Source organism: Pseudomonas guariconensis, assembly GCF_015680235.1.
Taxonomy (GTDB): Bacteria; Pseudomonadota; Gammaproteobacteria; order Pseudomonadales; family Pseudomonadaceae; genus Aquipseudomonas; species Aquipseudomonas guariconensis_A.
This window is the reverse complement of the sequence record NZ_JADLJL010000001.1, coordinates 330,775-344,667: the sequence shown is the minus strand read 5'-3', so window position 1 is coordinate 344,667 and position 13,893 is coordinate 330,775. Positions and strand designations below refer to the sequence as shown.

Here is a 13,893-nt window from a genome sequence, read left to right as displayed (position 1 = left end):
CGCTTGGCGCCCCTTTCGCGGCACAAGGCCGCTTCTACAGAAATCACGTGTCTTCTGAGCGGGCTGGCCCCGCGAATGCGTCGGTAACGCCACAACCGCCTTTGCCAAGAACCCGCCACCACCAGGCCTGCGCTGTCTTCAGAGACACCGCCGTACCTGTGGGAGCTGGCTTGCCAGCGATAGGACTGGGGCAAGCAACTCAAGACAGTTGGCTCCCACCGCGCACGGTGTGTGCCGTCACGAGGAATTATTTAGCGTCCCGTTGTATCTGATGCCATAGAACTCGCTCAGCTACAGGGACTGGCCATGAAACCACGGAAAAAAACCGTCAAGCCGATCGGTTTGAAAGACATCACCATCGTCGACGATGCCAAGATGCGCAAGGCGATCACCGCCGCCGCGCTGGGCAACGCCATGGAGTGGTTCGACTTCGGCGTCTATGGGTTCGTCGCCTATGCCCTGGGCAAGGTGTTCTTTCCCAATGCCAGCCCCGGCGTGCAGATGATCGCCGCCCTGGCGACCTTCTCGGTGCCGTTCCTGATACGCCCGCTGGGCGGGTTGTTCTTCGGCGCCCTGGGCGACCGCTACGGCCGGCAGAAGATCTTGGCCGCGACCATCGTGATCATGTCCCTGAGCACCTTCGCCATCGGCCTGATCCCATCCTATGCCTCGATCGGCATCTGGGCGCCGATCCTGTTGCTGCTGGCCAAGATGGCCCAGGGCTTCTCGGTGGGCGGGGAGTACACCGGGGCGTCGATCTTCGTCGCCGAATACGCGCCTGACCGCAAGCGCGGTTTCCTGGGCAGTTGGCTGGACTTCGGCTCGATCGCAGGCTTCGTGCTCGGCGCGGGCCTGGTGGTGTTCATCTCCACCCTCCTGGGCGAAGAACGGTTCCTCGACTGGGGCTGGCGCCTGCCGTTCTTCCTGGCCCTGCCATTGGGCATCATCGGCCTCTACCTGCGCCATGCGTTGGAAGAGACTCCAGCCTTCCAGCAGCATGTGGACAAGCTCGAGCAGGGCGACCGCGAAGGCCTGGCCTCGGGCCCGAAGGTATCGTTCAAGGAGGTCGCCACGCAGCACTGGCGCAGCCTGCTGACCTGCATCGGCGTGGTGATCGCTACCAACGTCACCTACTACATGCTGCTGACCTACATGCCCAGCTACCTGTCCCACAACCTGCATTACAGCGAAGACCACGGTGTGCTGATCATCATCGCGATCATGGTCGGCATGCTGTTCGTCCAGCCCATGATCGGCCTGCTCAGTGACAAGTTCGGGCGTCGGCCGTTCATCATCGCTGGCAGCGTGGGGTTGTTCGTCCTCGCCATCCCGGCTTTCATGCTGATCAACAGCGGCGTGCTGGGTGTGATCTTTGCCGGCCTGTTGATGCTGGCGGTGCTGCTCAACTTCTTCATCGGGGTGATGGCTTCCACGCTGCCGGCGATGTTCCCCACCCACATCCGCTACAGCGCCCTGGCCAGCGCCTTCAACATCTCGGTATTGATCGCCGGCCTGACCCCGACCATCGCCGCCTGGTTGGTAGAAGGTACCAACAACCTATACATGCCGGCCTATTACCTGATGGTGATCGCCGTGGTCGGCCTGGCCACGGGCTTGTCGATGAAAGAGACGGCCAACAAGCCTCTGCGCGGTGCGGCGCCGGCGGCCTCGGACATCGAGGAGGCGCGCGAACTGCTGCAGGAGCATCACGACACCATCGAGCAGAAGATCGAAGACATCGACGCGCAGATCGCCGAGCTCGAAGCCAAGCGCAAGCTGCTGGTGCAGCAGCACCCTCGCATCGAATAGTGGCTGGCTGCGCCAGGCCGCTGTTTTGCACGAGGGCGCTGAGCTTCGGTGGTGTCAGCTGAACGTGTAGCGGCTCAGCGGCATGCTGCGAATCCGCTGGCCGGTCAGCCGCGCCACCGCATTGGCCACCGCCGGCGCTACCGCCGGCAACGGTGGCTCGCCGATGCCGCCCATCTTGGCCCCGCTCTCGACGATGCGCACATGCACCCGGGCCATGCGCGACGGGGGCAGTACCGGGTACATGTCGAAGTTACGTGCCCGTGGCATGCCGTCCTGCCACACCGCTTCCTCCAGCAGCACCTGAGACAGCCCCAGGGCTACCGCACCGTTGACCTGGGCCTCGATGATCGCCGGGTTGACGATGCTGCCCGGGTCGATCGCCTGCCAGATGTCATGCACCTTGACCTGGCCATTGTCGATGGACACCTCGGCGATCACCGCCGCCTCGGAGCCGAACGGCGAGGCCATGGCCACGCCGCGGGCGCGCTTGCTGCCGTCCTCGGCGGTGAACGGGCCGCGCTTCCAGCCCCCGGACAGCTCGCCAACGGCCTGCAGCAAGGTGGTCAGGCGCGGGTTGTCGCGCAGCAGGTGCAGGCGCAGCTCGAAGGGGTCCTGGCCACCTTTGTCGGCCAGCTCGTCCAGAAACGCCTCGTAGAAGAAGTCGTTGAGCGAGTTGCCCACCGAGCGCCAGTAGCCCAGCATGGCCGGCCCTTTGACGTAGACCTGGGCGATGCGTTTGTTGGCGATGGCATAGGCCTTGCCCGACAACCCTTCGAGGGCAGTGGGGTCGAGCTGCTCGCCTTGCTTGCCGGCGATGGCTTCGGTCGGCCCCTCGGTGGCGCTGACGGCTTCGAGAGCGACCGGCAAGCCTTTGTCATCGAGCCCCGCCCGGAATTTGACCACGGCGACCGGGCGCAGCACATCGCGCAGGAACTCTTCTTCGCGGGTCCAGATCACCTTCACCGGGCGCCCGACGGCCTTGGCCAGTGCGATGGCCTGGGGGTAGGGGTTGGCCGAGTCATAGAGAAAATGCCGGCCAAAGAAGCCGCCGAGCAGTGGCGAGTGCAGGGTGATCCGCGCCGGGTCCAGGCCGGTGCGTTTGGCGATGTCGTCGCGGAACATATCCGGTGCCTGGTTGGGCAGCCACACCTCGAGGGAACCGTCCGGGTTGAACCGGGCGGTCGTCGACGGCGGTTCGATCTGGGCATGGTTGAGGTACTGGTTGTGATAGGTCGCCTCTACGGTGGTCTTGGCGCCGGCCAGGGCGGTGGCCACGTCCCCTTGCTTTTCATCGTCGCGGCCAGGGCCGGGCTGGGCGGCCAGGTGTTCGCGCCAGGCGTCGCTGGAAAAGTCCTTGGGCATGGACCGGACGTTCGAGCCCGGGCCCGGCTCCTGCCAGTCGACCTGCAGGGCCTGCACAGCCTGCTTGGCGTGCCACCAGCGCTCGGCGACCACGGCCACGGCGCCAGGCAGTTGATGCACCGAATGCACCCCCTTCATGGCCTTGACCTGGGCTTCGTTGTGCAGGCTGGCGACCGTCATCCCCAGGCGAGGTGCATGCTGCACGGCAGCATGGAGCATGCCGTCGACCTTGGTGTCGATGCTGTACTGGGCCTTGCCGGTGGACTTGTCGTAGGCATCGACGCGCTTGACCGGCTTGCCGATCCAGCGGAACTGGCTGGGGTCGCGCAGGGGGATGCTGGCCGGGTCCGGCACGGGCAGGTCCATGGCCCGCTCGGCCAGCTCGCCATAGCTGACGCTGCGCCCGGAGGCCGCATGGACGACCTTGCCAGGCTCGGTGGACAGCTCGCCCACCGGCACGCCGAAATGCTCGGCACCGGCCTGCAGCAGCATGGCGCGGGCGAGGGCGCCGAGGCGGCGCATGGTTGGGTAGCTCATGCGCACCGACATGCTGCCGCCGGTGATGCGCATGCCGTTCTCCATGACCACGTAGGCCTCGCCGGGCGGCGCGCTGTCGACCAGGAAGGTGGCCGGGTCGGCGTCCAGTTCCTCGCCGACGATCTGCGCCATGGAGGTATAGGTACCCTGACCACCTTCCATGAACGGGCTGAGCAGGCGCACGGTGTTGTCTGGGCGGATCTCCAGGAAAGCCGGTACCTGGGTGCCGCGTTCCGGGGTCGTTGCCGCTGCTGCCTGCACCCGGGCCGAGCCCAGCGGCAGGCCGAAGCCGAGGACCAGTGCGCCCACCGCGGTGCCGGCCAGAAAACGCCGGCGCGACAGGTTGACGGTTTCGCCCGCGCTCAGGTTCAGCAGATCTTCGGGGGTAGCGATTGGCGCTTTCATCAGGCTTTATCCCCTTGGGCCAGGTCGTGCAGAGCGGCATGGATGGCGTTGTAGGTACCGCAGCGGCACAGGTTGACCATCGCCGCGTCGATCTGCTCGTCGCTGGGCTTGGGTGTGTGCTTGAGCAACGCGGTCGCCGCCATCACCTGGCCGGATTGACAGTAGCCGCACTGGGCCACTTGATGCTCGACCCAGGCCGCGACCACACGCTTGCCCACCTCATCGGCTTCGATCGCCTCGATGGTGGTCACCTCGCGGCCGACCACACTCGCCACCGGCGTGACACAGGCGCGCACCACGCTGCCGTCGACCAGTACCGAACAAGCGCCGCACTGGGCCAGGCCGCAACCGTACTTGGTCCCGGTCAGGCCCAGGTCGTCGCGGATCACCCACAAGAGCGGCGTGTCGGCTTCGGCATCGACCTGGTAGGTCTTTTGATTGATCTTCAGCTCCATGGCTCACCTGTAATCAGTCGGTTGAAAGGTCGATTCTCGTCAGGCAGGCGGGCGAAGTGCGCCCAATCCAGAAACGCTAGCACAGGCGCGGCGGGTGGCCATCGCCAGGGCCTGGTGAATTGGCTGTCGGTTGACTGAATCGGAGCAATGCGCCCGCAGGTCCGCATCTGTCGGTTGGAACTGCCCTGCAGGCCTCCAGGTCGTGCCAGACGTCTGCAGGGGCGCCAAGGTGCTTGGCGCAGAAAAACGAGGGGATATCAGCGACGATAGTAGCGGCGATCGTAATCGCGGTAGTCGCGGTCGTAGCGATGGTGCATGGCGCGATAATGGTGGCGTTCCCAGTCGCGACGGCGCTCGGCGGCGCGGCGGGCCTGCTCGCGGCGCCAGTGGTCACGGCGCCAGTCACCTCGGCGGTCGTGCCAGCGGCCATCGTGGTCGTGCCAGTAGCGGTCGTCATGGGCAAGCAGCGGTGCCGATTGCAGGTCGGCGGTGCTGGCCAGATTGGCCCAGGGGTTGCCGGCGGCCTCGCGCGGAGCCTGGACGGCTGCGACTTCAGGAGTGGCCGCAGGGGTGGACGCCTTCATTTGCGTTGCTGATGCCGAGCCCATTGCCGCGAACGCGAACAGGCCGAGCAGCACTATCCGTGGGACATGGAATTTCATGAGCGAAGACAACCTCTGGTGGACAATGGGATGTAGCCGGCTGGCAAGTGATTTGCCGAGCTTCGTGGCTATCCAGATAGACCGATAAATAGGAAAAAGTTCTAGGCCGCCTCGTATAAATAACGCCCCGGCTTTTTCTTGGCTGCCCGCGAGAACTGGGCCACAGGCCATAGTCCCAATGGCCGATGCCCGGCCCCCGATCGCTGCCGAGAATGTTTTCTCACGGGTCCAACGAGACGTGACGAGGCGAGGCTGATGGGCCATTTCGACGAGACCATAAATCGTGACCGGCGCCGCGACGGGCATCGTCCGTCAGGTTGCCTTGAGCTTCGCCAGGGCGGGTACACTGCCTGGTGAGCCTCATGCGATCGGCCACAAGGCCTGATGGCAGTGCTTCCAACACCGTGCCAACGTCAACAAGAAAAGCGGTTTTTCAATGCACAACCTCAGCGTCGAGTCGTTCAGTGACCTAGTCGGCAAACTCTATCAGGGGCCACGGGAGACCATTCCCTGGGCCACATTCCTCAACCAGCTCAATGTGCAGATGCGCAGCAAGTACGTCACGTTCATGCTGCGCCCGCCAAGCCATCTGGATGTCGGCCTGATGATCAATACCACCGGCTCCACGGCGCAGATCACCAGCTCCTACAACCAGTACTTCTTCGCCCTCGACCCATTCGTCGACCTGCCCAATCGCCAGGTGGTCACCAACTCGGAGTTCATCACCGACAACAACTGGCTGAATTCGGAGTTCTACAAAAGTTTTCTCGAGCCATTGGACGTGTTCCATATCCTGGGCGCAGACATCACCACGTGCGACGGCGTCAATTGCCGGATCCGCATCAGCCGAAGCCGCACCGCGCCTGGCTTCGGCGATGACGAAAAGGCGTTGTTGGCGCAGTTCATTCCGCACCTCGAGCATTCGGTCGAAATCCATACCCAGCTCAACCGCATCGCCACCGAGCGTAACCTGTATGCCGAGGCGGTGGACCAGCTCGAGGTCGGCACGATCCTGCTCGATGAGGCTGGCCATGTGCTGCAGACCAACGAGGTTGCCAATGACCTGATCCAGGCCAAGGATGGCATCAGGTTGGTCCAGGGCTCGCTGGTGGTCGGCAGCAGCCGCGAGACCCAGGAGTTTCGCCGCCTGGTCAAACGCTCCCTGCTCTCGCACAAGAGCAATACCCCATCGGTGGTCGAAGCCCTGCGGGTCAAGCGTGCTTCCGAGCGCGCGGACCTGGGCATCATCGTGCGCTCGGTACCGCCGCTGGAATGGAGCGAAGGCAAGCAGTGCCCGGCGGTGGTGATCTTCATCAGCGACCCGGAGCGGCATTCCAGCGCGCCGAAGGAAATCGTCAGCGCGCTGTTCAACTTGACACCGGCAGAAACCAGCCTGGCCATGTTGCTGGCCAACGGCTTGACCAAGGACGAGGCCTCGATCGAGCTGGGCATCAGCAGCAACACGGCACGTGCGCACCTACGGTCGATCTTCTCCAAGACCGGGGTGACGCGTCAGACGATGCTGGTGCGTTTGATCCTGCGCAGTGTCGCGACCTTGGGGTCAGAGGTGTGACAACGCTCACGACTTCAGCAGCTGCTATTTGCATGCATATTGGTCTGGGCCGCCTGCGATTCCTTTGATTTTCACGGGTGAATAAGGGCGCCTGCACGCGCTGTAAAGCGCCCTTTCTCCGGTGAATGTTCCTGCCATAGCCTTGCCTGCAGCGATCGTCCACAAGCCGTATTGATCCTTTGCACAATCGTAGGCAGCACCTGCGTCGGTCAGCGGTGCCTTGTCGAACGGCGCGGGGTTCTTGATGCAGAACGTTAACTCGATGTCGAAGTTGCAGACGTTGTAGAAGCGATTGCCGCGGTATTCAACGCACTGTGGCAAGGCGTGGTCCTTGAGCGATGCAATGAGCGCATCTTGACTCCCCGGCGTCGGCGCCTGGGTGTAGTAAGTGTTGGCCTCGGGGGGCTGATGGGGAGTGATGGCTTCGCTTGCCTGGGCTTGGCTTGCAGTGTAAGTGTTGGCTGAGGCTTCGACTGCCGTTGCGACCGTTTCCATGTCGTCTTCGTCCAGGGTATTGCCCAAGGTGAAGACGTCCATGATCAGCGCGAAAGGCAGCGCAAGGCTCATGATCCCCACGCCTAAGACGTCTCCGTCCTTGGCCGCGTCGGCGATCATGTCACCGGTCTGTCCGGTATGGGTGGAGCAACCGCAAAGCGTCAGCAAACCGATGATCGTCGCTGTTTTGCGCATGATTGTTTCCTATGGAAGGGTATTCAGGCAGGGATAGGGGCCAGCGCCATGCTTGCGTGTGAGCAGTCTGGTCGTTTTTTTTTTGGGGGTTTTGCGGAACTATTTGCAAGGCGTGTTGTATCGCCTGGCTGGCCCGGCGATCTTCTCTAGCGGCACGGATTGATGTCAATACGCCTTGGCGAAATGCCGACAGCGGTGTCGGAAATTGACTGTGACGTCGACCCGATGTTGGGCAGCGTCCAGGAGGCGCTTCGTTACAGCCCTTGATGCAGTACGCAGACGGTGGGTAGCCCGAGGAGTATGCCGTGAACCTCAGAGAAGCCAACGCCAGTAGTGGACGCCATGCCGAACAGGACCTGATCAAGTGGATCGCCCTGTTGACCATGGTGCTCGATCACATGCGCCTGGCCTGGCCGACGCTCAGTGACCTGTTCGTGCTTGGCCGGCTTTCGTTCCCCTTGTTCTGCCTGGCCATCGCGATCAACGTTTCGCGCACTCGGCCAGGCGAGCTGTTCACCCGCAGCAACGGCCGGTACCTGGCGCTGCTAGTGCTGTTCGCTGCGCTTTCAGAGGTGCCGTATCGCCTGATTGGCACCTCGGACACGTTCAATGTGCTGGTGACCCTGGCCCTGGGCCTGCTGGTGGCCTGGGGGGCGCATCACCGAAGCGTCGAAAGCCTGGCGATGGCGGCCGCGGCGGTAGCGCTCGCCGGTGTGCTGAACGAGCCGCTCATGTATGGCTTCTTTGGCGTGCTCCTGCCTTCGGCCTTGTTGCTGGCGATAAAGCGCCCGGCGCTCTTTGCGCTCGTGCCCGTTGCGCTGTGCGTCATCATCAATACGCGTACCGGGTTGTTCGCACGTGCCGTGCAGCTGGAGCCCTACGCCATGCTGGCGTTGCTGGTCGCCGCGTTTGCGCCCGTACTTGGGCTGGCGCTGTTCTGGTGCAAGCTGCCCTTGCGAGTAATGCCGGTCACCCAATGGAGCTACTGGTTCTACCCAGGCCATCTCGCTGTGCTGCTCGGTATACGCAACGTGTTCTAGCGCTTTTTCCACTTGGCGTCGCTGCCGTTGGCCAACTGCCACGCGTCCTCTTTCAGAAGGCCCGGCAGGCGCCAGGGCAGTTACCCACCCCGGCGCCGCTCATCGGCAATCAGCGGTTCTTGTCCCATTGCTGAGTGTCGCTTTGCGATTGTTGCCCACCCATGCGGTCCCTGTCGGAGGGGTTCTGCTTGTCGGTTCTGCCCTGGCCAGCCTGGCCGCCCTGGCTTCCGGATTCCCGGGAGCGATCCCAGTCCTTGTTCATCTTGTCCTCAGGCTTGCGGTCCGATTGCTGCCCCCCTTTTTGCGGGTTGGGCATGCCGCTTCCGGAGCCCTGGCCACCTTGTTGGCCTGTACCTGTGTTGTTGCCCATGCCAGTGTTGGTGTCGCCTTGGTTACCCTTGTCTTGATTGTTAGCCATGGTCGCTTACCTCAAGTCAAACACAGGAAGGTCTGTGTCCAATTTGGAGTGACCGGCTCCGTCTCGGTATGCATTTATCACAACCTTTTCGGACCAAGCGCGTTAACAACCAGCGGGCCGGCCTTTAAAGCGCCAAGCACAGGTTCGAGCCCGCAAAACGACCGCATCAGATGCTACGCGTCACCCCACCATCGACCCTGATGTTCTGCCCGGTGATGTAGGCCGCGCCATCGCTGGCGAGGAAGGCAATGGTCGCGGCGATTTCTTCGCTGGTGCCGTATCGCTTGAGCGGCACGCTGTCGCGACGCTGATCGGTGGCTGGCAGGCTGTCGATCCAGCCGGGGAGTACGTTGTTGATGCGCACGTTGTCGGCGGCGAAGTTGTCCGCGAAGATCTTGCTGAACGCCGCCAGGCCAGAACGGAACACCGCCGAAGTGGGGAACAGTTCGCTGGGTTCGAAGGCCCAGGCCGTGGAGATGTTGATGATCACGCCGCCTTTTTGCCGCTGCATGATCGGCGTCACCAGGCGTGCAGGGCGGATGACATTGAGCAGGTAGGTCTCCATGCCTTTGTGCCATTCTTCATCACTGATCTCGAGGATGGGCGCGCGAGGACCGTGGCCGGCGCTGTTGACCAGTACGTCGATGCGGCCCCATTGCTCGATGACGGCATCGACCAGCCGCTGCAGGTCTTGCACCGACTGGTTGCTGCCGGTCACGCCGATACCGCCGAGTTCGTTAGCCAGCGCCTCGCCCTTGCCCGAAGACGAAAGGATGCCGACCTTGAAGCCATCGGCTGCGAGACGACGTGCCGCGGCTGCACCCATGCCACTGCCGCCGGCGGTGATGATCGCTACTTTTTCTACAGACATGCTACCTCCTGAGCATTGAAAACCACGCTGTTGCAGTAGGTTTCACACTAGCAGTCGCATGAGCATCCAGGGAGGCAGCCCAGCGTTGCCGAGCCAGTAGATTAGCTATTGTCTACCTGGGCTTTGAACCAGTGCCTGACGATATCCAGGGCCGCAGGCTGTTGTGCCTTGCGTGGCCATACGAGGTAGAACGCTTTGTCTAGCCGCAGGTGCTGAGGGAAAACCTGCACCAGCCTGCCTGTGGCGAGATCGTCTTTGACGAACGCCTGGCTGGCAAGGGCAATGCCTTGCCTGGCAACGGCAGCATCGATCGCCAGCGATGTCTGGTTGAAATGTACATGCTTGGTTGTCGTTGCGGGGTGGCCGGGAAACACGGTGGCGATGAACTGCGGCCAATAATCATGGGCATCGTGAAGGGCAACGTACCCTTGCAGCGCTTCGAAGCGATCGGGGATGCCGCGTTCGGCCAGCAGGGCGGGGCTTGCCACCGCGACGATCCGCTGCTCCATCAACAGCTCGGCGTTCAGGCCAGCCCCGAAGGGTGGTTGGCCGTAGCGCACGGCGATATCGACGCCATCGGTATGGAAATGTGAAAGCCGTTCGGTGGCCAGCAGTCGCAGGTCGATGTCTGGATGTGTCTGGGCAAAGTGTCCCAGCTTGGGGATCAGCCATTTCGAGGCAAAGGTCGGGGTAACGCTGACGGTGAGATGTGAGGGTTCTGGGCGCAGCAGCCGGGTCGCCTCGTCGAGCATTGTCAGCGCGCTGCGAACGCTCGCGCTGTAGGCCCGCCCGGCATCGGTCAGACCAAGGCCGCGGGGCAGGCGGTCGAACAGGCGAACTTGCAGGCTCGCCTCCAGTCCACGTACCTGCTGGGCAACGGCAGCCTGGGTCACGCCAAGTTCCTCGGCGGCGAGGCGAAAGTTCAGGTGACGCGCCACCACTTCGAACACGCGTAGCGCATTGAGTGAGGGCAAACCAGGGAAACCTGCGGGCATGGCAATGGGTTTTCTATTGGGTAACGAGGGCTGGGCTGTTGGGCCGAGTGTGGCACGTGTTTCTCTGCCAAGGAAAGCCGGGCCAATCGCGGGACAAGCCCGCACTCACCGTGAGCACTACACAGCCCCTGTAGGAGCGGCCTTGTGCCGCGAAAGGGGCGCATAGCGCCCCCCAGCATCCTCAACCCAACACGTTCCCCGCCACTTCATCCACCGCCGCTTTGGTGATGGCCACGATGCGCTCAGCATCCTGCTTGTCCAGCACCAGCGGTGGGGCGAAACCGAGAATGTCGCCATGGGGCATGGCACGGGCGATCATGCCCCGCTCCAGGCACGCCGCCGATACCTGCGGGCCGACCTTCAATGCCGGGTCGAACGCGATGCGGGCTTCGCGATCGGCCATGAATTCCACCGCGCAGAGCATGCCGTCGCCGCGCACCTCGCCCACCAGCGGGTGGCCTTCGAAGGTCTCGCGCATGCGCTGGTTGAGGTAGGCGCCAACCACCTCGGCGTTGCCGGTCAGGTCCTCGCGCTCGAGGATGTCCAGGTTGGCCAGGGCCGCCGCAGCGCAGATCGGGTGGCCGGAGTAAGTCCAGCCATGGCCCATGGGGCCGGCCTTCTGCGAGCCTTCCTCGATCACGTTCCATACCTTCTCGCCGACGATCACCGCCGACAGCGGCGCATAGGCGCTGGTCAGGCCTTTGGCGGTGGTGATCAGGTCCGGTCGGATGCCATAGCGCTGGCTGCCCATCTTCGAGCCCAGGCGGCCGAAAGCGCACACCACTTCGTCGGCGATCAGCAGCACGTCGTAGCGGTCCAGCACGGCCTGGATCGCCGCCCAGTAGCCCTTGGGCGGGACGATGATGCCGCCGGTGCCCATCAACGGCTCGCCGATGAAGGCGGCCACGGTGTCGGGGCCTTCGGCGAGGATCAGCTTTTCCAGCTCGTCGGCGCAGTAGCGCACGAAGGCCTGCTCGTCCATGCCAGCCGGGGCCTTGCGGTACCAGTGTGGGCAGACGGTGTGGGTGACGCCCGCCACCGGCAGGTCGAAATGCTGGTGGAAGCTGGGCAGGCCGGTGAGGCTGCCGGTCATGATGCCCGAGCCATGATAGCCACGGTCGCGGGAGATGATCTTCTTCTTGTTCGGGCGCCCGAGGATGTTGTTGTAGTAGCGCACCAGCTTGACCTGGGTCTCGTTGGCGTCGGAGCCGGAGAGGCCGTAGTAGACCTTCTTCATGCCCGCAGGTGCCCAGTCGATGATGCGGCTGGAAAGCTCGATGATCGCCTCGGTGGAGTGGCCCACATAGGTGTGGTAGTACGCCAGCTCCTTGGCTTGGCGATGGATCGCGTCGGCCACTTCGGTGCGGCCGTAGCCGATGTTCACGCAGTACAGCCCAGCGAAGGCATCGATCAGCTCGCGGCCTTCGTGGTCGCGCAGGCGGATGCCCTCGGCACCGGTGATGATCCGCCCCTTGAGCGCGCCGCTGGCGTGGTCATGGGCGTGGGTGGATGGGTGCATGAAGTGGGCACGGTCTTGCTCGAACAGCTGGTTGTATTCTGGGTTCATGGCAAACACTCCTTAGAATTGACCTTGGTGGTGCACGCAGAAATATTTGGTCTCGACGAATGGCTCGAAGCCCTCGTTGCCACCTTCACGGCCCAGGCCCGAAGCCTTCATGCCGCCGAACGGGATGGGGTGACCGGTGAACTTCACGCCGTTGACCGCGACCATGGCGTGGTCCAGCCGACGGATCAGCGGCTGCACCACGTCCAGGCGGTTGGAACAGATGTAGGCGGCCAGGCCGTACTCGGTATCGTTGGCCATCTCGATGGCCTGCTCCAGGGTGTCGAAGGGCATCACCCCGGCGATGGGGGCGAAGTTTTCTTCCTGGTAGATGCGCATGGCCGGCGTCACGTCCGCCAGCACGGTGGGCTGGTAGAACCAGCCGCCCAGGGCATGGGCTTCACCTCCCACCAGGCGGCGGGCACCCTTGGCGATGGCATCCTCGACCCGTGCCACCGTGGCGTCGAAGGCGCCCTGGTGCATCAGCGGGCCGACGTCGGCCGAGGTCTCCTGGCCATCGACCATCGCCGGCCCCACGCGCAGGGCCCGCACCGCCTCGGCGAAGCGGCCGAGGAAGGCTTCGTACAGCGGGCGCTGGACCATGATGCGGTTGGCCGCGCAGCAGTCCTGGCCGGAGGTCTGGAACTTGGCGGCGACGGCGACCTTCACCGCCAGGTCCAGGTCGGCGTCGGCACAGACGATGAAGGGCGCATTGCCGCCCAGCTCCAGGGCGACCTTCTTCACATCATGGGCCGCAGCCTGCAGCACCAGTTTGCCGACCCGGGTGGAGCCGGTGAAGCTGACCGAGCGCACCCGCGGATCGCGCACCAGCGTTTCCATGGCCATCTGCGGCTCACCGATGACCACGTTGAACACCCCCGGCGGCAGGCCTGCGTCCTCGGCCAGTTGGGCGAGAGCCAGGGCCGAGTAGGGCGTCTCATGGGCCGGCTTGACCACCACGGTGCATCCGGCGGCCATGGCTGCGGCAGCCTTGCGGGTGATCATGGCGCTGGGGAAGTTCCAGGGCGTGAGCAGCGCGCACACGCCTACCGGCTCCTTCACCGTGCCAAGGTCGGCGCCGGGGATATGGCTGGGGATGGTCTGGCCGTACAGGCGGCGGGCCTCTTCGGCGAACCAGGGGATGAAACTGGCGGCATAGGCGATCTCACCGCGCGCCTCGGCCAGGGGCTTGCCTTGCTCCTGGCTGAGGATGCGCGCCAGGGGCTCCTGGTGTTCGAGGATCAGTTCGCCCCAGCGGCGCAGCAGCGTCGCACGTTCTTCCAGGCGCAGGTTGCGCCAGGACGTAAAGGCACGCTGGGCGGCGTCCACGGCGGCGACGATCTGCTCGTGGTCGAGCAGCGGTACATGGCCGATGGTCTGGCGGTTGGCCGGGTCGAGGACGGCGATGCTGTTGCCGCTGGTGCTGTGCAGCCATTGGCCGTCCACATGGCACAGTTGCTTGAACGGGTATTCGTCTGACATGAGCTGTTCTCCCATACCTCTTGTTGTCGT

12 protein-coding genes are annotated in these 13,893 nt (G+C 63.8%); 3 read left to right on the top strand and 9 right to left on the bottom strand.

Annotation, left to right across the window (positions count from 1 at the left end):
• The first annotated feature begins 306 nt into the window (after positions 1 to 306).
• Positions 307 to 1,809 (top strand): glycine betaine/L-proline transporter ProP, encoded by a 1,503-nt coding sequence (gene proP / locus IRZ56_RS01585; protein WP_196143293.1) that lies wholly within the window; start codon positions 307 to 309, stop codon positions 1,807 to 1,809.
• A gap of 54 nt (positions 1,810 to 1,863) precedes the next feature.
• On the opposite strand, the gene IRZ56_RS01580 is transcribed toward proP, so the two are convergent.
• The 3 genes from IRZ56_RS01580 to IRZ56_RS01570 all read right to left on the bottom strand — a co-directional run bounded on the left by IRZ56_RS01580 (position 1,864) and on the right by IRZ56_RS01570 (position 5,230).
• Positions 1,864 to 4,113, bottom strand: coding sequence for a xanthine dehydrogenase family protein molybdopterin-binding subunit (locus IRZ56_RS01580; RefSeq protein WP_196143292.1), 2,250 nt, complete (start codon positions 4,111 to 4,113; stop codon positions 1,864 to 1,866).
• Positions 4,113 to 4,568 (bottom strand): (2Fe-2S)-binding protein, encoded by a 456-nt coding sequence (locus IRZ56_RS01575; protein WP_196143291.1) that lies wholly within the window; start codon positions 4,566 to 4,568, stop codon positions 4,113 to 4,115. Before IRZ56_RS01575 ends, IRZ56_RS01580 begins: the two co-directional genes overlap by 1 nt.
• Before the next feature lie 257 nt (positions 4,569 to 4,825).
• The gene (locus IRZ56_RS01570) at positions 4,826 to 5,230 is read right to left on the bottom strand and encodes a hypothetical protein (RefSeq protein WP_196143290.1); all 405 of its coding nucleotides are present in this window, start codon (positions 5,228 to 5,230) and stop codon (positions 4,826 to 4,828) included.
• Positions 5,231 to 5,666: 436 nt separating this feature from the next.
• Between IRZ56_RS01570 and IRZ56_RS01565 the strand changes: the two genes are divergently transcribed.
• Positions 5,667 to 6,803 carry a helix-turn-helix transcriptional regulator gene (locus tag IRZ56_RS01565; RefSeq protein WP_196143289.1) on the top strand — a complete coding sequence of 379 codons (1,137 nt, stop codon included), beginning with the start codon at positions 5,667 to 5,669 and terminating at the stop codon, positions 6,801 to 6,803.
• Positions 6,804 to 6,827: 24 nt separating this feature from the next.
• Here IRZ56_RS01565 and IRZ56_RS01560 read toward each other — a convergent pair whose 3' ends face one another.
• Entirely contained in the window at positions 6,828 to 7,493 is a 666-nt protein-coding gene (locus IRZ56_RS01560) for a hypothetical protein (protein WP_196143288.1), read from the bottom strand.
• 305 nt (positions 7,494 to 7,798) lie between these two features.
• Between IRZ56_RS01560 and IRZ56_RS01555 the strand changes: the two genes are divergently transcribed.
• Positions 7,799 to 8,533 (top strand): TraX family protein, encoded by a 735-nt coding sequence (locus IRZ56_RS01555; protein WP_328310468.1) that lies wholly within the window; start codon positions 7,799 to 7,801, stop codon positions 8,531 to 8,533.
• 109 nt (positions 8,534 to 8,642) lie between these two features.
• Here the strand turns inward: IRZ56_RS01555 and IRZ56_RS01550 are convergent, their stop codons facing one another.
• The 5 genes from IRZ56_RS01550 to IRZ56_RS01530 form a co-directional block, all read right to left on the bottom strand.
• Positions 8,643 to 8,951: a hypothetical protein gene (locus IRZ56_RS01550; protein WP_196143287.1), complete on the bottom strand. Its 309-nt coding sequence runs from the start codon at positions 8,949 to 8,951 to the stop codon at positions 8,643 to 8,645.
• Positions 8,952 to 9,117: 166 nt separating this feature from the next.
• Positions 9,118 to 9,822 (bottom strand): SDR family oxidoreductase, encoded by a 705-nt coding sequence (locus tag IRZ56_RS01545; protein WP_196143286.1) that lies wholly within the window; start codon positions 9,820 to 9,822, stop codon positions 9,118 to 9,120.
• A 101-nt stretch (positions 9,823 to 9,923) separates the two neighbouring features.
• Complete coding sequence (locus IRZ56_RS01540; RefSeq protein ID WP_196143285.1) at positions 9,924 to 10,817, bottom strand: LysR substrate-binding domain-containing protein; 894 nt, start codon at positions 10,815 to 10,817, stop codon at positions 9,924 to 9,926.
• 181 nt (positions 10,818 to 10,998) lie between these two features.
• Positions 10,999 to 12,384, bottom strand: a complete 1,386-nt coding sequence (locus tag IRZ56_RS01535; RefSeq protein WP_196143284.1) for an aspartate aminotransferase family protein — start codon at positions 12,382 to 12,384, stop codon at positions 10,999 to 11,001.
• 12 nt (positions 12,385 to 12,396) lie between these two features.
• Positions 12,397 to 13,863 carry an NAD-dependent succinate-semialdehyde dehydrogenase gene (locus IRZ56_RS01530; RefSeq protein ID WP_196143283.1) on the bottom strand — a complete coding sequence of 489 codons (1,467 nt, stop codon included), beginning with the start codon at positions 13,861 to 13,863 and terminating at the stop codon, positions 12,397 to 12,399.
• Positions 13,864 to 13,893: the final 30 nt, after the last annotated feature.

Excerpts from the sequence above, each read along its gene's own strand:
- IRZ56_RS01545 (WP_196143286.1), bottom strand. The coding sequence starts at position 9,822 with ATGTCTGTAGAAAAAGTAGCGATCATCACCGCCGGCGGCAGTGGCATG.
- proP (WP_196143293.1), top strand. The coding sequence starts at position 307 with ATGAAACCACGGAAAAAAACCGTCAAGCCGATCGGTTTGAAAGACATC.
- IRZ56_RS01550 (WP_196143287.1), bottom strand. The coding sequence starts at position 8,951 with ATGGCTAACAATCAAGACAAGGGTAACCAAGGCGACACCAACACTGGC.
- IRZ56_RS01560 (WP_196143288.1), bottom strand. The coding sequence starts at position 7,493 with ATGCGCAAAACAGCGACGATCATCGGTTTGCTGACGCTTTGCGGTTGC.
- IRZ56_RS01575 (WP_196143291.1), bottom strand. The coding sequence starts at position 4,568 with ATGGAGCTGAAGATCAATCAAAAGACCTACCAGGTCGATGCCGAAGCC.
- IRZ56_RS01535 (WP_196143284.1), bottom strand. The coding sequence starts at position 12,384 with ATGAACCCAGAATACAACCAGCTGTTCGAGCAAGACCGTGCCCACTTC.
- IRZ56_RS01565 (WP_196143289.1), top strand. The coding sequence starts at position 5,667 with ATGCACAACCTCAGCGTCGAGTCGTTCAGTGACCTAGTCGGCAAACTC.
- IRZ56_RS01580 (WP_196143292.1), bottom strand. The coding sequence starts at position 4,113 with ATGAAAGCGCCAATCGCTACCCCCGAAGATCTGCTGAACCTGAGCGCG.
- IRZ56_RS01530 (WP_196143283.1), bottom strand. The coding sequence starts at position 13,863 with ATGTCAGACGAATACCCGTTCAAGCAACTGTGCCATGTGGACGGCCAA.
- IRZ56_RS01570 (WP_196143290.1), bottom strand. The coding sequence starts at position 5,230 with ATGAAATTCCATGTCCCACGGATAGTGCTGCTCGGCCTGTTCGCGTTC.
- IRZ56_RS01540 (WP_196143285.1), bottom strand. The coding sequence starts at position 10,817 with ATGCCCGCAGGTTTCCCTGGTTTGCCCTCACTCAATGCGCTACGCGTG.